General features: G+C 75.4%; 15 protein-coding genes. 10 read left to right on the forward strand and 5 right to left on the reverse strand.

Annotated elements, in window-relative coordinates:
- Positions 1-12: 12 nt before the first annotated feature.
- Complete coding sequence (locus ACIQTO_RS20765; RefSeq protein ID WP_402389869.1) at positions 13-1,338, reverse strand: carbohydrate-binding protein; 1,326 nt, start codon at positions 1,336-1,338, stop codon at positions 13-15.
- Positions 1,339-1,833: 495 nt separating this feature from the next.
- Between ACIQTO_RS20765 and ACIQTO_RS20770 the strand changes: the two genes are divergently transcribed.
- The 5 genes from ACIQTO_RS20770 (at position 1,834) to ACIQTO_RS20790 (ending at position 5,841) form a co-directional block, all read left to right on the forward strand.
- Positions 1,834-2,034, forward strand: a complete 201-nt coding sequence (locus ACIQTO_RS20770; RefSeq protein ID WP_380572169.1) for a hypothetical protein — start codon at positions 1,834-1,836, stop codon at positions 2,032-2,034.
- Between the two features lie 105 nt (positions 2,035-2,139).
- Entirely contained in the window at positions 2,140-2,664 is a 525-nt protein-coding gene (locus ACIQTO_RS20775) for a MauE/DoxX family redox-associated membrane protein (protein WP_402389872.1), read from the forward strand.
- A 78-nt stretch (positions 2,665-2,742) separates the two neighbouring features.
- Positions 2,743-3,336 carry a TlpA family protein disulfide reductase gene (locus tag ACIQTO_RS20780; protein WP_402389875.1) on the forward strand — a complete coding sequence of 198 codons (594 nt, stop codon included), beginning with the start codon at positions 2,743-2,745 and terminating at the stop codon, positions 3,334-3,336.
- A complete protein-coding gene (locus ACIQTO_RS20785; RefSeq protein ID WP_402389878.1) occupies positions 3,333-5,360 on the forward strand; it encodes an ABC transporter ATP-binding protein in 2,028 nt (675 codons plus the stop codon). Before ACIQTO_RS20780 ends, ACIQTO_RS20785 begins: the two co-directional genes overlap by 4 nt.
- A 28-nt stretch (positions 5,361-5,388) precedes the next feature.
- A complete protein-coding gene (locus ACIQTO_RS20790; RefSeq protein WP_402389881.1) occupies positions 5,389-5,841 on the forward strand; it encodes a S26 family signal peptidase in 453 nt (150 codons plus the stop codon).
- Positions 5,842-5,877: 36 nt separating this feature from the next.
- Here the strand turns inward: ACIQTO_RS20790 and ACIQTO_RS20795 are convergent, their stop codons facing one another.
- Together ACIQTO_RS20795 and ACIQTO_RS20800 are read right to left on the reverse strand one after the other, a co-directional pair.
- Positions 5,878-6,528, reverse strand: a complete 651-nt coding sequence (locus ACIQTO_RS20795; protein ID WP_402389883.1) for a hypothetical protein — start codon at positions 6,526-6,528, stop codon at positions 5,878-5,880.
- Complete coding sequence (locus ACIQTO_RS20800) at positions 6,525-7,766, reverse strand: helix-turn-helix domain-containing protein (protein ID WP_402389885.1); 1,242 nt, start codon at positions 7,764-7,766, stop codon at positions 6,525-6,527. The genes ACIQTO_RS20795 and ACIQTO_RS20800 overlap by 4 nt, the downstream gene beginning before the upstream one ends.
- Positions 7,767-8,032: 266 nt before the next feature.
- Between ACIQTO_RS20800 and ACIQTO_RS20805 the strand changes: the two genes are divergently transcribed.
- Positions 8,033-9,349, forward strand: coding sequence for a sensor histidine kinase (locus tag ACIQTO_RS20805; protein WP_402389887.1), 1,317 nt, complete (start codon positions 8,033-8,035; stop codon positions 9,347-9,349).
- The gene (locus ACIQTO_RS20810) at positions 9,337-9,993 is read left to right on the forward strand and encodes a response regulator (protein WP_402389890.1); all 657 of its coding nucleotides are present in this window, start codon (positions 9,337-9,339) and stop codon (positions 9,991-9,993) included. The genes ACIQTO_RS20805 and ACIQTO_RS20810 overlap by 13 nt, the downstream gene beginning before the upstream one ends.
- Here ACIQTO_RS20810 and ACIQTO_RS20815 read toward each other — a convergent pair.
- Together ACIQTO_RS20815 and ACIQTO_RS20820 are read right to left on the reverse strand one after the other, a co-directional pair.
- The gene (locus ACIQTO_RS20815; RefSeq protein ID WP_402389893.1) at positions 9,975-11,231 is read right to left on the reverse strand and encodes a glycosyltransferase family 4 protein; all 1,257 of its coding nucleotides are present in this window, start codon (positions 11,229-11,231) and stop codon (positions 9,975-9,977) included. The two genes, ACIQTO_RS20810 and ACIQTO_RS20815, sit on opposite strands and share 19 nt — an antisense overlap.
- Positions 11,216-12,577, reverse strand: coding sequence for a hypothetical protein (locus ACIQTO_RS20820; RefSeq protein WP_402389895.1), 1,362 nt, complete (start codon positions 12,575-12,577; stop codon positions 11,216-11,218). Before ACIQTO_RS20820 ends, ACIQTO_RS20815 begins: the two co-directional genes overlap by 16 nt.
- Before the next feature lie 157 nt (positions 12,578-12,734).
- Between ACIQTO_RS20820 and ACIQTO_RS20825 the strand changes: the two genes are divergently transcribed.
- From ACIQTO_RS20825 to ACIQTO_RS20835, 3 genes are all read left to right on the forward strand, one after another.
- Positions 12,735-13,523 (forward strand): aminotransferase class IV family protein, encoded by a 789-nt coding sequence (locus tag ACIQTO_RS20825; RefSeq protein WP_402389897.1) that lies wholly within the window; start codon positions 12,735-12,737, stop codon positions 13,521-13,523.
- Between the two features lie 188 nt (positions 13,524-13,711).
- Positions 13,712-14,506 (forward strand): ABC transporter ATP-binding protein, encoded by a 795-nt coding sequence (locus ACIQTO_RS20830; RefSeq protein ID WP_402389899.1) that lies wholly within the window; start codon positions 13,712-13,714, stop codon positions 14,504-14,506.
- Positions 14,503-17,061 carry an FtsX-like permease family protein gene (locus ACIQTO_RS20835; protein ID WP_402389902.1) on the forward strand — a complete coding sequence of 853 codons (2,559 nt, stop codon included), beginning with the start codon at positions 14,503-14,505 and terminating at the stop codon, positions 17,059-17,061. The genes ACIQTO_RS20830 and ACIQTO_RS20835 overlap by 4 nt, the downstream gene beginning before the upstream one ends.
- Positions 17,062-17,211: the final 150 nt, after the last annotated feature.

Consider the following 17,211-nt stretch of genomic DNA (forward strand, 5'->3'; position numbering starts at 1 on the left):
CGGTGGGCCCGGTCAGCAGGGGCCGTCGTCGGACCAGACGCCCCACTGGCCGCCGGCGGCCGGGTTCTCGTTCAGCGTCCACCACTTGGCGTGGTACTTGTGGCCGTTGTACGACACCTTGCCGCCGCTGGTGTAGGTGGTGGTGGCGCTCCACGCCGGGTCGGTGCAGGCCCCCGGCGGCTGGCTGGTCGGCGGCGTGGTGGGTGGCGTGGTCGGCGGCGTCGTGGGCGGTGTGGTGGGCGGTGTGGCGCCCGCGAACCGTGCGGTGAACTTGGTGAAGTCCCAGTCGTTCTGGGCCACGCTGGAGCAGGACCCGGACAGCCCCGGGTCGACCGTCCCCGGGCACTGGCGGTCGCGGTTGACCGACCAGTAGGTGTACCGGGCCAGTTGGTGGGCGAGGGCGAAGTCCAGCACGGTCTGGAAGTCCGCCTGCCGGAAGTACTCGGCGGCGTCCGTGCGCCCGTTCATCAGCGAGACGCCCTCGTGCGCGTAGGCCTGGGCCTCCGTCCAGCCGAAGGTGGTCCGGAGCAGCCCGTTGAACTTGACCAGGGCGTCGGTCTGCGCGGCCGCGCCGTTGAACCCGCCGTCGAACGGCATGATCGAGTAGTTGTCGGGGGTGAAGCCCTGTGCCTTCGCCTCGTTGAGCATCTGCTGCCCGAACCACCCGGTGCCCGCCCCCGTCCCGGCGGTGGTGATCGAGACGTAGAGCCCGGGGTTGTTCTGCTGCAGGATCCGGGCCGCCCCGATCTCGTTGTGGATGGCCGCCGTGTTCTCGTACTCCGGCTCCTCCAGGTCGAAGTCGACGGCCTTCAGCTGGTACTTGGTGATCACCTTCTGGTAGCCGGCCGCGGTGGCCTCCGGCGTGCCGCAGCCCTGGCCGAGCTTGTTGCCGCCGTAGCCGCCGACCGAGACCGAGACGTCGCCGCCCTTGGCCCGGATGGTCTGGATCACCGCCGGCATGGTGGTGTCGGTGTCGATCGGCGAGGTGCCGCCCCAGGCCGGGGTGCAGCCGCCCTTGTCCAGGATGAACGCCAGTTGGAAGGCCTTCTGGCCGGTCGCGTCCATCACCGCCGCGGCGTCCGGCGGGCTGTTGTCCTCGGGCATCAGGTACGGCGCCGAGGCGTACCAGTTGCTGCCCAGGCCGGCGGCCGGGGCGGTGACGTCGGCCGCGGCGGCACCGCCGCCGCCCAGCGTGGCCGCCGCGCCGGCGATCAGCCCGAGCGCCCCGGCCACCGCGACCGCGGCCCGGCGTGTCCGGGGTCCGCGGTGCCGGTGCCGCTCGGTCCGCGGGGTGAGCTGCTGTGGGGTGAAGCGCTGTGGGGGAAGAGCACGTTCCATCGGAAACCTCTCCAGGAAACGGCGGGGGACGGCCCGTCCGCGTCGAGGTGGGGGAGACGCGTCGGACTCGCCGGCCGTGCCACGAGGGGGAGCGTGCGGACGGCCTCCACTGGTATAGACCTGTCGGGAAACCGCAGTCAACCAATGGGACGGTCAAGCCTTGGCGGGCCGCCCGTGGCGCGGTGCGGGCCGGTCCGGTCCGGTCCGGTCCGGCGTCCGGCCGTTCGTCGGGGGTGGCCCGGGATGCCCGATCGTCGAGTGTTCTCCTTTGTCGCCCCCCTCCCGATTCCCTCGCAATGCCCGCTCTGCCCCCCTCTCGGCTCATTCGCGATTCGCTTCGTTCGGAACCGGATGCTCCCGTTCCGAATTCGATTTCGAGCGTGATCGAAGTTGGTCTAGACAAGCTGTTCATGTGTCGGTTACGTTTCCCGACGCGAGATCTCGTCAGTAAGTGCACAGCCGCTCGTATCCATCTACCGCAGCGTGGAGGAACAAATGGTTCAGGCGATTCTCAACCTGGTGGACCGCACCTTCTCCCGGGGCCTCAAGGAGGAGGCCGCGGACGCGTACTGCCAGTGCCCCGCGGGCACCAGCTCGTGGTGCTCGAACGAGATCCTGTACGTGCGCACGTGCTGCTCCTGGAACTGCGCCGTCGCGCCGTCCTGTGAGACCTACGGCATCATCGGCGGCTGCTGATCCCCGTCCTGGCGATTCATTCGTCCTGACGAAATCGGTCGACTGACACACAAGTCCGCCGGCACCCCCGCCCACCCGGGCGGGGGTGCCGGTGACGGGGGAGCCATGACTGCATACCTGCTGCTCGGCGGTCGCTGCGTACTCGCGGCCGTGTTCGCCGTCTCCGCCCTGGCCAAGTTCCGGGCGCCGCGCGAGTTCGCCTCCGCGCTGCGCGCGATGGCCGTCGTGCCCGAGCGGCTGGCCGGTGTCACCGCGGCCGCCGTCCCGGTGGTGGAAGTGGCCGCTGGCCTCCTGGTGTGGGCGCCGATGCCCATCGCGACCTGGGGGTTCGTGCTCTCCGGCGTCATGTTCGCGGTCTTCGCGGCGGTCCTGGTCTCCGTCCTGCGGCGCGGGCTCGACATCTCCTGCTCGTGCTTCGGGGCGTCCGGGGTGCCCGTGAGCCGGGCCCATGTGGGCCGCAACCTGATCCTGCTCGGCATCGCCGGAGCGGGCCTGACCGCGAGCGTCGGGTCCGGTCCCGGCGGCCTCGGAGCCGCCGGCGTGGTGGTCGTCCTGCTGGTGGCGATCTTCGCCAGCATCCTGATCATCGCCACCGACACGCTGGTCGAACTCTTCTCGACCGCCCGCTGACCCGCTGTTCTCCCGGCCTTTCCGGCCGCCCCTATCTCCGTTCGTACGAACGCGCGCTGGAACGAGGAACAGATAACCATGACCACGGTCTCCGTCATTCTGGTCGGCTGTCTTTCGGTATTCAATCTGGTATTGACCCTGGCATTGGCCAGGAAACTCACCCAACTGTCCCACGCCGGTTCGCACGGGAATTCCCACGGGGCGTCCCACGGCGGTTCTGCCGGAAGTATCCTGAGCGGTGTCTCGATTCCGGACAACAGGTTGCCGGACGGCGCCCCGATGCCCGAATTCCGGACGGTCTCGCAGGCCGACGGTCCGATATCCGGCCATGACCTGACCGGTGACCGGGCGGTCGTCGGATTCTTCTCCACGACCTGCGGATCGTGCCTCGAACAGGCCCCGGACTTCGTCAAGGCCGTCACCGCGTACCCCGGTGGACGGGAGCGGGTGCTGGCCGTGGTCAAGGGCACCGGCCCGGTGGGCGACAACCTCGTCGCGATCCTCGAACCGGTGGCGCGCGTGGTGGTCGAGCCGGCCGGCGTCAGTGAGGGCTCGGTGGCCGAGGCGTTCGGCGTGGTCCGCTGGCCGAGCTACGTGGACATCGACGCGGCGGGGCGGATCACCAACCGCCTCCTTCCGGCCGAACTCGCCGTCGCCCCCGCCGCGCTGTGACCGGACCCGGGGCCGCCGCCGCGCCCGGCCCGCCGTCCGCGCCGTCGTCCGGCCCGCCTTCTGGCTCGCAGAACGGCCCGCCGTCCGCGCCGTCGTCCGGCCACCGGCCCGCCGTCCCGGCGGAGGGGCGGCGGGCGCTCCGCTCGGGCGCTGCCGCCTGCGCGCTCGCCTGGCGCGCGAGCCCGTCCGCGCTGCTGGTGTCGCTGCTCGCCAGTCTGGTCGCCGGTCTGCTGCCGGCCGGTACGGCGCTGCTGGTCAGCGACCTGTTCGACGCCCTCACCGGCGCCGCCGGCGCGGGCGCCCCGTCGGGCGTGCCGGTCCGGACCTGCGTGCTGCTGATCGCGGCGAGCCTCGGCCTGGCGCTCGCCCCCGCGTTCGGCGAGTTCACCCGGGCCCGTAGCAGCCGGGCCGTCCGGCTGCGGGTGCAGCAGGAACTGTTCGACGCCGTCAACCGGTTGCCCGGCCTGCGGCGCTTCGAGGACCCGCGGTTCCAGGACGAGCTGCGGCTCGCCCAGCAGGCCGGCGGCATCGCGCCCGACCTGCTGGTCGGGTCGGCGTTCAGCAGCCTGCAGGCCCTGCTGACCGTCGCCGGCTTCCTGGCGACCCTGTTCGTCGTGAACCCGGCCCTCGGCGCGCTCACCCTGCTGCTGACGCTGCCGCTGATCCGGGTCCAGCTCGCCGCCGGCCGCCGCCGGGCGGCCGTGCTGCGCGAGACCATGCCGCGCAACCGCCGGCAGATGTTCTACGGCAGCCTGATCGCGGACGTGGACGCGGTGAAGGAGATCCGGCTCTTCGGCCTGCAGGACTTCTTCAAGCAGCGGGCCCGGACCGAACTCGTCGCGGTCGCCGAGGCGGAGAACCGGACCGACCGGCAGAACCTCACCCGCCGGCTGCCCGCCCTGCTGCTCGGCGTCGCGGTGTACGGGCTGGGTCTGGTCTGGGCCGTCCGGGCCGCCGGCGAGGGCGCGTTGTCGATCGGTCAGGTCTCGGTCTGCGTGGCGGCCGTCGCCGGTATCCAGGCCGGTGTCGGACAGCTGGCGAGCACCGGTGCGGCCGCCTACCAGGCGGCCATCACCTTCGCCCACTACCGGGCCCTGGGCACCGTCGAACCGGACCTCGCCCTGCCCGCGGTGCCGTCGGTGCCCGGCCGGCTCGGCGGCACGATCGAGTTCCAGGACGTCTGGTTCCGCTACCACGAGGACGCGCCGTGGACGCTGCGCGGTGTCGACCTGACCGTCCCGGCCGGCTCGGTGACCGCGCTGATCGGGCTCAACGGCGCGGGCAAGAGCACCCTGGTCAAACTGCTCTGCCGGCTCTACGACCCCGGGCGCGGCCGGATCCTCTGGGACGGCGTCGACATCCGGGAGTTCACCCCGGACGCCTACCGGGAGCGGATCGGCGCGGTCTTCCAGGACTACTGCCGCTACGACCTCACCGCGGGCGAGAACATCGGCCTCGGGCGGCTCGACCACCTCCAGGACGCCGACCGGATCGCCGGGGCGGCCCGGGCGGCCGGCGTGCACGCGCGGATCGACCGGCTGGAGGGCGGCTACGACGCGATGCTCAGCCGGATCTTCCTGCCTGAGGGCGCGGGCACCGGCTGGGGTCACTCGCTCTCCGGTGGCGAATGGCAACGGCTCGCCGTGGCACGGGCGTTCATGCGGCGGGACGCCGACCTGATGATTCTCGACGAGCCCAGCGCCGGGCTGGACGCGGCCGCCGAGAAGGAGGTCCACGACAGCCTGCGCGAACTGCGCCGGGGAGCGACCAGCATCATCGTGTCGCACCGGCTCGCCGCCGTCCGCGACGCCGACCGGATCGTCGTCCTCGCCGAGGGGCGGGTGACCGAGGAGGGCACCCACGCGACGCTGATGGCGCTCGGCGGCCGCTACGCGGAGCTGTTCACGCTCCAGGCCGAGGGCTATCAGCCGGACCACCGGCAGCAGGCCCACCCGGAGGCCCAGCCGTACGCGGAGCCCCACCCGCACGCGGCCCCCGGCCCCGCGGCCGTCCCGGCCCACTAGGGCCCGTCCCCACGGAGGAGTCCCCGTCATGCACCTGCTCCTCGCCGTCGGCGGCACACTCGCCGCCCTCACGGTGGCGGCCGCCGTCCTGGCCCGCGCCGCCCTGTCGGTGGTCAGGATCTCCGGGCCCAGCATGGCCCCGGCCCTGCGGCCGGGGCAGCGGGTCCTGGTCCTGCGCCGGGGCTGGGCGCGGCTGCGGCCGGGCCGGATCGTGGTGGTCTCCCCGGCCGCCCTGGACCTGCCCGCCGACCCGTCCGGCCGCCGCCCGCAGCGGCTCCTGGTGAAGCGCCTCGCCGCCCTGCCGGGCGACCCGGTGCCCGATCCCGCCCGCGCCGCGGTCGGCGCCCCGGTCGTCCCCGGCGGCCGGGTGGTCCTGCTCGGCGACAACCCGGCCTTCAGCACCGACTCGCGCCTGTGGGGCGCCGTCCCGACCGCGAGCGTCGTGGGCGTCGTCCTCGACGGCGTCACCCTGCGCGGCTGACCGCCGGCCGTCCGGTCGGCGGGTGGGCGGATCGGGTCACCGTCCCGCCGACCAGGCGGCGAACTGGGCCGAGAGCGTGGTCTGCGGGAACCCGGGGAGGCCGGACCCGAATTCCCGCAGTCTCCGGTAGGCGTCCTTCAGAGCCGGAGCGGTGGCGAAGCAGCCGGCGTGAATCGCCAGGACCAGGACGTCCTCGATGGTGGCACAGACCAGGTTCCGGGCGGCTGCCATGGCGAGCCCGCCGGCATCGTCCATCAGTAGGGTGACATCCTCGCCCTGCTCCTGGCGCTGCACCCCGTGGGCCACGACCACGCATTCGCCGAGGTCTCTTCGCTCGCGGACGGCCTGCTCGAACTCCGCCTCCCTGAGTTCCTCCAGTACCTCCACCGCCCTCGCCCGGGCGCTGTCGCCGAGCCGGAGCATGGGGAGGACGCGCAGGTGAGGACTGCGCTCCAGGGCGGCCCACCGCTTCGCCAGGCCCGGGTACTTGGCGTCCTTCCGGCGGACTTCGCCGCACACCTCCTCGGGCACGAGAATCACCCATCCGGCGAACTCCAGCGCCGCGGTCAGGACTCGGTTCAGGTTCGCTCCGGCGAAATGCACGCAGACGACCGCGTCGAGGATGCAGACCGGGCCGTCGGCCCGGCTGGTCCTCGTCTCGCCTCGCTGCTCGGACGGGCCGGTCACTCCTCGGCGCCTCCGCTCGCCTCGACGGTGCCGGCCGGCGGCGTCCCACCCGTGCGCCGGGTGATCAGCGCAGCCACGTCCAGGCGGCGGACGGCGGCGGGTGGTGGCGGTGCGATGCCGGCCTCGGCCAGCTCCCGCTCGGTCGCGCAGGGGTCCTGATCGCTGAGCGCCGCCACGGCACGGACGCCGATGCCGCCCGTTCGGTAGGCCTCGATGGCGCGCTCCAGGATCCGTCGCGGGGGCCGCACCCGGGAAGCCGCCTCGCAGGCCGCGCTGTACTGCGGCCCCCACCCGAATCTCCAGGCGAGCTGCCGGCCGGTCGGACCCTCCAGGCCGTTCGCCGCTGCCGCGCTGAGCAGGCCGAGGCCCTGGCACTGGATGAGGGAGACCTTGAGGCTGATGCCGTAGTGGCGGGCGAGCATGGCGCACTCACGCAGGCCCGGGGCGCCTACGGCGTTCTCCGCCATCCACCGCCGTACTCCCGGCGCCGGGGCCAGGAGGTGGCGCGCGAAGGCATCGCAGCGCGTCTCCTGCGGAGTGCGGTCGCCGTTGAGCCGGTGAGCCTCCATGCCGTCCCTGAACAGCAGGTGGCCCAGCTCGTGGGCCAGCGTGAACCGCTGCCGTTCGGGGACGTCACCCGCGTTGATGAGTACGAGGACGACGTCGCGCACCGGATCGGACGCACTGAAGCCCGAGACCCGCTCGGGCAGATCGATGACGGCGGTGTCGATGCCGAGCGCGGATTCGGCGGTCTCCGTCAGATCGAGGATCGGGCCCAGCCCCAGGATCAGCCTCTCCCGGACAGCCTCGGCCAACTGTCTGCCCTGGGCCTCCATCGAGAGGTCGGCTGCGGGAAGTCCACAGGGCGCGTCCTGGGACGCGACCGGCCGGCGGAGCCGTACCGTGCCGCTCATCGAGTCCATCCGGTCGTCCAGCGCGAGGATCTCCTCCGCGCGGCGCGTGGCCGAGCGGAGGTCGTCCGCCGCTTCAGGAACCGCCCGGGCCGCCACCTTGATGCGGCTCCGTACGGGGTTCCCCCTGGTCAGGTGGGTGAGCGGAACATCCAGGACACGGGCGATCCGATCAAGTTCGGCAAGGGCGACGTTCGGACGCTCGCCCTTCTCGATCCGGGCGAGCGTCGGCTGGCTGAGCTCGGCGCGGTCGGCCAGCTCCCGCTGGTTGAGTCCTACGTGTGCGCGCTCCTGGGCAACGCGCTGCCCGATTTCCTTGATGTCCATCCCCCGCACCTCCGTGAATCAAGTGTAGTTGCCTGATTCAGAGTGTTCCAGGCGGTTTCCGGCCGAAGGGAGGCGCGGGGGCGTCTCCTGCGGGTGTCATCCGGTCGGCACTGGTCGTGCCGCAGCGGGCCGGGTGCGGCAGCCTCGGCACTCTCCCGAACGGCGGGCTCGCTGAGCGGGGAGCAGGCACGGACGGCGGTTCGGGCGGCTCACGGCGGGTCAGGGCAGGTCAGGGGCGTTCGGGGGTGGTCGGTTAGGGTGGCCGGGTGGGTGTGGAGCGGGGGGTGGCGGACGGGCGGCAGGCCGTGGCGGTCTGGGCGGCCCTGCGGGCGCGTCCGCTGCGGTTCCCGTTCACCGCCGGCCCGTGGCGCTGCTGGGGGCATCTGCTCGGCGGTGCGCTGCTCGGGCCGCTGGTGGCGGCGGTGCTGGCGGTGCTGCTGGTGGTCGGCCTCGGGCTGTCCGTCGTCGGGGTCGGTCTGCTGGTCCTGCTGGGCGTCGCCCTCGCCGGTGTCCCGGTCGGCGCGCTGGAACGCCGCCGCCTGCGGCTGGTCGAGCCGGTGCCGGTGCCCGGTCCGCACCGTCCGCTGCCCGGGGTCGGCCGGCGGGCCCGGGTGCGGACCAGGCTGCGGGAGCGCGCGACCTGGCGCGAGCTCGGCTACACCGCCCTGTTCGCCCTGGTGCTGAGCGCCGTCGATCTCGCCTTCACCGCCCTGCTGGTGTTCTGCGGGACGCTGGTCGTCAGCCCGGTGGTGGTCTGGGCGCTGGCTCCGGAGACGGTGATGCTGATCCCCGGGCGGGTGGTCGCCGGCCCGGTCGGGGCCCTTCCGGCGACTGCCGTCGGGCTCGCCGGTCTGCTGCTCTGCGCCTACGCGGGCGCGCTGCTGACCACCGCCCGGGTGCGGCTCGTCCGGGCCCTGCTCGGGCCCCGGCCCGAGGGTCTCGGCCGGCAGGTCCTCGAACTCACCCGCTCGCGGGCCCGGCTGGTCGACGCCTTCGAGGCCGAGCGCCGCCGGATCGAGCGCGATCTGCACGACGGCGCGCAGCAGCAGCTCGTCGCGCTCAGCATGACCCTGGGGCTCGCCGCGTACGAGCTGCGCGGGCGGGCCGGCGACGATCCGGCCGTCGCGCTGGTCGACCGGGCGCGCGGCGAGGCCCGGCTGGCGCTCGAACAGTTGCGGGACCTCGTCCGGGGCATCCACCCGCAGGTGCTGACCGACCACGGGCTGGCCGCCGCCGTCGCCGAGGTCGCGCTGCGCCACCCGATCCCGGTCGACGTGGACATCGACCTGCCGGACCGGTTGCCCGGACCGGTCGAGACGACGGCGTACTTCACCGTCACCGAGGCGCTCACCAACGCCGCCAAGCACAGTGGCGCCACCGCGATCACCGTCCTCGGCCGGATCGCGGACGGCCGTCTGGTGCTCCAGGTGACGGACGACGGCCGCGGCGGGGCCGATCCGGCCGCCGGGGCCGGGCTGCAGGGGCTCGCGGACCGGATCGCGATTCTGCGAGGGAGGTTGCTGGTGACCAGTCCGATCGGGGGGCCGACCAGGCTCCGGGTGGAGGTGCCGTGCTCCGGGTAGTCATCGCCGAGGACGCCGTGCTGCTGAGGGCGGGGCTGGTCGAACTGCTCACCCGGGGCGGCCATCAGGTGGTCGCCGCCGTCGGCGACGCGGACGCGCTGGCCGCCGCCGTGGACGCGGACCGGCCCGACATCGTGCTCACCGATGTCCGGATGCCGCCGGGCTTCCACGACGAGGGCCTGCGCGCCGCCCTGGACCTGCGGGAACGCCACCCGGGCCTGCCGGTACTGGTGCTCTCCCAGTACGTGGCCACCCCGTACGCCACCCGGCTGCTCGGCGCCGCGGGCGCGCAACCGGCCGGGCTCGGCTACCTGTTGAAGGACCGGGTGGGCGAGGTGGCGGAGTTCCTGGACGCGCTGCACCGGGTGGCGGCCGGTCAGACCGTGATCGATCCGGAGGTGGTCCGGGTGCTGCTCCGCCAGCAGGCGGCGGACCGGCCGCTGGCCCGGCTGACCCCGCGCGAGCGGGAGGTGCTGGCGCTGATGGCCCAGGGGTTGAACAACCAGGCCGTCGCCGGGCGGTTGAGCATCACCGAGGCCTCGGTGGTCAAGCACTGCGGCAACATCTTCATGAAGCTGGACCTCGACCCGGCCGAGGGCAACCGCCGGGTGCTCGCGGTGCTGGCTCACCTGCGGGGGGAGTAGCCCTCCGGGGGAGCGGGCCTGCGGGGGGAGCGGGACTCCGGGGCCGCGGCGGCGTCCCCCCGGTCGCCCGCCTCCCCGGGGTCGAGCAGCTCCGCGAGGCGGCGGGCGGAGGCCTCCCAGGACCACTCCGCCCGGACCCAGCGCCGCCCCGCCGCCCCCATCCGGGCGCGGTCGGCCGCCGGGGCGCCGAGGATCCGGCCGACCGCCGCCGCGACGGCGGCCGGGCTCCGGCCGTCGACGACCGCGCCGGTGACCCCGTCGAGGACGGCGTCGGGCGCGCCGCCGGAGCGGCCCGCGACCACCGGCAGCCCGGCGGCCGCGGCCTCCAGGAAGACGATGCCCAGGCCCTCCGCCTCCAGCCCGGCCCGCCGGGTGCGGCACGGCATCGCGAAGACGTCCGCCGCCGCGTAGTACGCGGGGGTCGCGGCGTGCTCCCGGCCGCCGGCGAAGACCACCGAGCCGGGCTCGGTGTGGCGCCGGGCGAGGGCGCGCAGCCGCCGTTCGTCCGGGCCCCGGCCGACCAGCACGAGGACGGCCCCGGGAGCCGTCCGCCGGATCAGCGGGAGGGCCCGGATCAGGGCGTCCTGCCCCTTGCGGGGGACGAGTCGGGCCACGCAGAGGATCACCGGCGCGGCCCGGTCGGCGCCGGCCGGGCCGGACCGGTCCGCCGCCGCCGCGGCTGCTTCCGCCCTCGCCGCTTCCGCCCCGGCCGGGCGGAAGCGCTCCGCGTCCACGCCCGGGACGAGCCGCTCCAGCCGGGCCCGGGGCCCGAGCGCGGGGGCGATCCGGGCCCGGGTGTACTCGCCGAGGTAGGTGACCACGTCGACGGAGTCGCCGATCCGTCGCAGCAGCCGGCGCGCGCCGGGGGTCCGGGCCCACCAGATCTCGTGGCCGTGCGTGGTGGCGACCGTCCGGGCTATCCCGGGGGCCTGCCGTCGCAGTCCGGGCGTCATCGCGGCGAGCGGGGCGGCGGCGCCGAACCAGACCCGGTCGCAGTCGTGGGCGCGGGCGATCTCGGCGGCCCGCCGGGTGGTCCGGCCGGTGGGCAGCAGCATCCGGGAGCGGTCCCGGATCACCGGGAAGGGCAGGGCCGCGTCGTGAGCGGCCGCGCCGGGCTCGTCCGAGGTGAGGACCACGACCTCGTCGGCGGGCAGCCGGGTGGCCAGGGCGTGGACGAAGGTTTCGATGCCGCCCTGTCGGGGCGGGAAGTCGTTGGTGACGATCAGTGTGCCGGCCATGGGGTCGGTGCAACCTCGCTTCGGGGATCGGTCCGTGGGGCGCTGAGGGACGGGACGAGGGGAGCGGCGCGCGGGAGGGCGCGGACGGCGCGGTCGGGGTCGGCCGGGCCGCCACCGCCGTCCGGGCGGGTCCGCAGCCGGGCCCAGAGGGTGAGTACGAGCGGCAGCGCGAGATAGCCGAACCGCCCGGCGGGGGCGAGCAGGAAGGCCAGGCAGAGCCCGAGCGCCAGCCGGTCGGCGGCGCCGACGGCATCGCGCGGCGGGCGCAGCACCAGCGAGGCCGCGACGGCCAGCCCGCCGAGCAGCAGCAGGGCCACGGCCGCGTACCAGCCCGTCGGGCCGAGGTCCGCGAGCAGGCGGCCGGGCAGTGGGCTGCCGGCCGGGGTGGGCAGCGCGCCGCGCCCGGTGGGGAACGCGAACACCTGGCGGACCATCGGGCCGGGCGAGCGCAGTGCCCCCGGCAGGACGAGGACGGCCGCGCCCGCGACCGCGACCGCCGTACCGCGCAGCGCCGCCCGCCGCCCCGCCGTGACGGCCAGCAGGGCCGCGACGACCGCGACGGCGGGCCAGGCCGTCCACTTGAGCGCGCAGGCCACGGCGAGCGCCGTCCCGGCGCCGCCCGCCCGGCCACGGGCCGCCAGGGCGAGCGCCAGGCAGCAGAGGCCGGTCATCGGCAGGTCGACCCCGCTCACACAGAGCGGCAGCGCGACCAGCGGTGAGGCGGTGAGCGCCGCGAGCCCCGGCCGGTGCCGGCGGCCGGTGGCGAGCAGGCAGCCCAGGAACACCGCGGCGCACCAGAGCCGGGCGTCGCCGAGCAGCCGGGCCGGCCACTCCTGCGTCCCCAGCACCGCGCGCGGCAGCCCGAACAGCGCCATGCCCGGCAGGTAGGGCGTGTACTCGGACACGGTGCGCGGCTCCGCGAGGTACGGCGTGCCGTGCCGGAGCAGCAGCCCACCGGACCGCTCGATCACGGCGACCTCGCTCTGTCCCTGACCGGTCAACACCAGCCAGAGCAGCGGGGCCGCCAGGGCGCCGGCGAGCGCCACCGCCACGGACCAGGAGCGGGCCCGCCGCCACGGCAGCGCGAGCACCGTGACGGCCGCCGCCAGGTAGCCCGTCGCGGCGATCACGCCCCAACCGCGGTGCGGCCCGAGGCCGGAGACGAGCGGGAAGGCCGCGGCCCAGCCGGCCGCGAACAGCCAGCCGGCGCACCAGGTCGTCCGGCGGTCGAACCGCCGCCACCCGGAGGGGAGTTCGCGGTCGCCCGGCCCGGAGTGGCCCCGGTGGTCCCGGTGGTCCCGGCGCTCCTGGTCGCGGTGGGCACGACGGCCTCGGTGATTCAGCACCCCTTCATTCCAGCGGCGCGGTTCAACGAGGTCATGACGGCCAGGTCGAGACCTGGGGTCGGGTTTCCCCTACCATCGTCGCCCGGCGCCCCACCGGGCCCGGGCCTCGTCCCCGTCCCCGTGCGCACCGCGGGCGGGCGGCTGGGAGACTCGGGGGATGGCTGAGATCGAGATCGACGGCGCGCCCGCCGACCCGGGGCAGCTGGCCGCCCTGGGGCTGCTGAACTACGGGCACTTCACCACCCTGCGCGTCGAGTCCGGCCGGGTGCGCGGCCTGGCCCTGCACCTGGACCGCCTGGTCCGGGACTGCCGGACGGTGTTCGGCGCCGAGCTGGACCGGGAGCTGGTCCGGCAGCGGATCCGCCGGGTGCTCCCGGCGGACGGCGCTCCGGTGATCGTCCGGGTCACCGTGTTCGACCCGGCGCTCGGGCTGGAGCGCCCGGCCGCGCCCGCCACGCCGCGGCTGCTGGTGACCACCCGCCCGGGGCCGTCGACGGCCCCGGGCCCGCTGCGGGTGCGGACCGCCGCGTACCGGCGCGAGCTGCCGGAGGTGAAGCACGTCGGCCTGTTCGGCCTGGTGGCTCTGCGCCGACGGGCCCAACTCGACGGCTTCGACGACGTGTTGCTGGTGGATGAGGACGGCCGGATCACCGAGGGCGCGACCTGGAACATCGGCTTCCACGACGGTCGGCGGCTGGTCTGGCCGGACGGCGCCGCGCTGCCCGGCGTCACCGCCGCCCTGCTCGCCGCCGCCCACCCCGGCCCGCAGCGGCGCGAGCGCGTCGACCCGGCCGGCCTGGACCGTTTCGTGGCGGCCTTCGCGGTCAACGCGGGCGTCGGCGTGCGGCCGGTCGCCGCGATCGACCGGACCGCGTTCGACCCCGCCCACCCCGTCCTCGCCACGCTGCGCGAGGTGTACGGGCGGATCGAGGGCGAGCAGGTCTGAGGGGGCGCCGGCCGCGACGACGGCGGTGCGACGGCGGTGGTGGGGACCGGTGTCGGGGCAGGGCGCGGCAACGGGGTGGGGATAACCCCCGGGCCGGTCCGCCGGTGGCCTCCATGGTTCGCGCAGCCCGCTCTTCCTAGCCTGGAACACGTCGACGACCAGCGACGATTCCCTAAGGAAGGCCCACCATGGCACGCCGCCAGCACCCCCGGACCGAGCCGTACGGGCGCCCCGCCGCCCACGCAGCGATCGAGCTGCGGGCGGTACGGCGCACCTACGGCCGCGGCGGCGAGGCCGTGCACGCCCTGCGGGGCATCGACCTGTCGCTCGACCGGGGCAGCTTCACCGCGGTCATGGGTCCGTCCGGCTCCGGCAAGAGCACCTTCCTGCAGTGCGCGGCCGGCCTGGACCGCCCGGACGGCGGCGAGGTGTACCTCGGCGGCGAGGAGATCTCGCGGCTCAGCGAGAACCGGCTCACCAAGCTGCGCCGCAGCCGGATCGGCTTCATCTTCCAGTCCTTCAACCTGCTGCCCTCGCTGACGGTCCAGCAGAACGTGCTGCTCCCGCAGCGCCTCGCCGGTGAGCGCCAGGACCGCGCCCGGGCCCGGGAGTTGCTGGCCCAGGTCGGTCTCGGCGAGCACGGTGGCCGACGGCCCGGCCAGCTCTCCGGCGGCCAGCAGCAGCGGGTCGCGATCGCCCGCGCGCTGATCACCGCGCCGGACGTGGTCTTCGCCGACGAGCCGACCGGAGCGCTGGACACCCGCACCGCCCACGAGGTGCTCGGCCTGCTGCGCCGCGCCGTGGACACCATGGGCGCGACCGTGGTCATGGTCACCCACGACCCGGTGGCGGCCTCGTTCGCGGACCGCGCCGTCTTCCTGGCCGACGGCGCGCTCGCCGGCGAGCTGTACCACCCGGACCCGAACGCCGTCGCCGAGCGGATGGTCACGCTGGCGGCGCGCCCGGTCGGAGCGGCGGCATGAGCAACGGACTCGCGCGCGCCTCGGTGCGCTTCAGGCCGGCCTCCTTCGTCGGCACCTTCCTCGCCCTGCTGCTCGGCGCGGCCGTGGTGACGGCCTGCGGCACCTTGCTGCAGACCGGCCTCACCGCGAGCCTGCCGCCGACCCGCTACGCCGCCACCCCGGTGCTGGTCGCGCCCGACGCGACCGTCGAGATCACCGTCAAGACCGGCCAGGAGACGGACACCCAGTCGCTGCCCGTCCCCGAGCGGGCCCGGGTGGCCGCGGCGCTGGCCGGGCGGATCTCCGCCCAGCCCGGTGTCGCGGCCGCCCGGCCGGACACCGCCTTCCCGATCCCGGCCGATGCCGCCGCCGGCCTGCCCGGTCTGACCGGCCGGGGCATCGCCGCCCTCGGCATCGCCGGGCCGGGCGAGAAGCTGGTCGAGGGCCGCGCGCCCGGCGCCGGTGAGGTCGTCCTGGACGCGGACACCGCGCGCGCCGCCCACCTCGCGCCGGGCGCCACCGTCGCCCTGACCGCGCCCGGCGGCGCCGGCGGCTACCGGATCTCCGGCCTCGCCGCCTCGCCCGCGGCGGGCCCGCAGCAGCCGGCCGGCACCGCCTGGTTCGCCGACCCCGTCGCCGACCGGCTCTCCGGCCACCCCGGCCGGGTCGACGCGATCGCCGTGACCCCCCGCGACGGGGTCGACCCCAAGACCCTGGCCGGCCAGGTCCGCCAGGCCGTCGGCGGCGAGGCCGAGGTGCTCACCGGCAACGCCCGCGGCGGCGTCGAACAGCCCGCGCTCGCCGAGAGCCGGACCATGCTCACCGCCCTCGGCGGCTCCTTCGGTGGCATCGCCACCATGACCGCGGTCTTCGTGGTGATGAGCACCGTCGCCCTGGCCACCGGCCAGCGCGCCCGGGAGTTCGCCCTGCTGCGCGCCATCGGCGCCACCCCGCGCCAGATCCGCCGCACCATCGCCACCGAGGCGATGCTGGTGGCACCCGTCGCCGGCGCCCTCGGCATCCTCCCCGGCCTGGCCCTGGCCCGGTGGTGGTTCGGCGAGCTGTCGGACCGCGGCGCCGTCCCCGAGGCCCTGTCGCTGGACGTCGGGCCGATCCCGATGCTCGCCGCCGTGGCCACCTGCACGCTGGCCGCGCTGACCGCCGGCTTCTTCGCCTCCCGCCGCCCCTCCCGGCTGCGGCCCAGCCAGGCCCTCGGCGCGGCCGCCGTCGAGCCCGGCCGGCCCGGCGTGGTGCGCACCGTCATCGGGCTGCTCTTCGCCGCCGGCGGTGTCGCGCTCGCCGCCGTCGCCGCCGGACTCGACGGTTCGAACGCCGCCAACACCGCGCTCGGCGTGGTGATGTGCTTCCTGGTGGCCGTCGCGCTGCTCGGCCCCTGGGTGGCCGGGATCGCCGCCGGGCTGTTCGGTGTCCCGCTGCGGGCCGGCGCCGGCGCGCCCGGCTCGCTGGCGGCCGACAACACCCGGGCCAACGCCCGCCGGCTGGCGTCCGCGATCACGCCGATCGTCATGGTCACCGCCTTCTGCGGCACCCTGCTCTTCATGCAGAGCACCATCACCCACGTCACCGGCGAGCAGGTGCGCACCGGCATCACCGCGGACCACGTGGTCGGCCCGACCGGCCCCGGTCTGCCCGCCGGCACCGCCGACCGCGCGGCACGGGTGCCCGGTGTGGACGCCGCCGTCGGCGTGCTGCGCACCAGCACCGTCTACCGCGACGGCAGTGTCCTCGGCACCGCCAACACGCTGGGCGTCAGCGGCGATCCGGCGAAGCTGCCCCGGGTGCTCGACCTCGGGGTGCGGAGCGGCTCGCTGGCCGAGCTCGCCCGCTCGGCCGACACCGTCGCCCTGGACACCGGCCTCGCCGACGCCCTCGGCGTCAAGGTCGGCGACCGCGCCCCGCTCTGGCTCGGCGACGGCACCCCGGTCAAGCCGACGGTGGTGGCCACCTATGCGCGCGGCCTCGGCTTCGGCCAGGTGCTGCTGCCCCGGGCGGCCGTCGCGGAGCACGTCACCGCCGGCTACGACAGCCAGGTGCTGGTCGCGGACGCCCCCGGTGCCGACCGGTCCGCCGTCGCCGCCGGGCTGAGCGGTCTCTCCGGTGCCGGTGCGACCACCGTCACCGACCGGGCCGGCTTCGCCGCCCAGGCCGACAAGGCCCGGGATATCGGCGCCTGGGCGAACACCGTGATGGCCGGTGTGCTGGGCGGATTCGCCGCCGTCACCGCGGCCAACACGCTGGCGATGACGGTGCTGGACCGCCGTCGCGAGGTGGCCCTGCTCCGCCTGGCCGGGACGACCCGCCGGCAGGTGCGCGGCATGATGCGCTGGGAGGCGCTGCTGGTCGCCGCGACCGGGCTGGCGGTCGGCGCGGTGATCGCCTGGATCACCCTGCTGCCGATCACCCGGGGCATCGCCGGCTCCGCGCCGCACGTCCCGGTCGGCCTCGCCCTGCCGCTGGCCGCCGGAGCCGTACTGCTCTGCCTCGGCTCCACCGGTCTGCCGGCCCGCCTCCTGCTCCGGGCCCACCCGGTGGCGGCCGGCGGCGGCCGGCAGTAGCGGGCGGGGCGGGCAGGACCTCTCGGCCGTAGGTCTCGGCCGAGAGGTCCTGCCCGGGTGTCCTGGCAGGTCGGGCGGTGCGCGAGGGTGGCGCACCGCCCGTTCGGGTGAGGGGCCGGGGCCTCGGCCGGCGCAACGGAGTGGTGATCG

The organism is Kitasatospora sp. NPDC091207 (assembly GCF_044768625.1).
GTDB lineage: Bacteria > Actinomycetota > Actinomycetes > Streptomycetales > Streptomycetaceae > Kitasatospora.

Coding starts and splice junctions, on each gene's coding strand:
- ACIQTO_RS20830 (WP_402389899.1), top strand. CDS start 13,712: ATGGCACGCCGCCAGCACCCCCGGACCGAGCCGTACGGGCGCCCCGCC.
- ACIQTO_RS20775 (WP_402389872.1), top strand. CDS start 2,140: ATGACTGCATACCTGCTGCTCGGCGGTCGCTGCGTACTCGCGGCCGTG.
- ACIQTO_RS20790 (WP_402389881.1), top strand. CDS start 5,389: ATGCACCTGCTCCTCGCCGTCGGCGGCACACTCGCCGCCCTCACGGTG.
- ACIQTO_RS20800 (WP_402389885.1), bottom strand. CDS start 7,766: ATGGACATCAAGGAAATCGGGCAGCGCGTTGCCCAGGAGCGCGCACAC.
- ACIQTO_RS20770 (WP_380572169.1), top strand. CDS start 1,834: ATGGTTCAGGCGATTCTCAACCTGGTGGACCGCACCTTCTCCCGGGGC.
- ACIQTO_RS20780 (WP_402389875.1), top strand. CDS start 2,743: ATGACCACGGTCTCCGTCATTCTGGTCGGCTGTCTTTCGGTATTCAAT.
- ACIQTO_RS20765 (WP_402389869.1), bottom strand. CDS start 1,338: ATGGAACGTGCTCTTCCCCCACAGCGCTTCACCCCACAGCAGCTCACC.
- ACIQTO_RS20835 (WP_402389902.1), top strand. CDS start 14,503: ATGAGCAACGGACTCGCGCGCGCCTCGGTGCGCTTCAGGCCGGCCTCC.
- ACIQTO_RS20815 (WP_402389893.1), bottom strand. CDS start 11,231: ATGGCCGGCACACTGATCGTCACCAACGACTTCCCGCCCCGACAGGGC.
- ACIQTO_RS20825 (WP_402389897.1), top strand. CDS start 12,735: ATGGCTGAGATCGAGATCGACGGCGCGCCCGCCGACCCGGGGCAGCTG.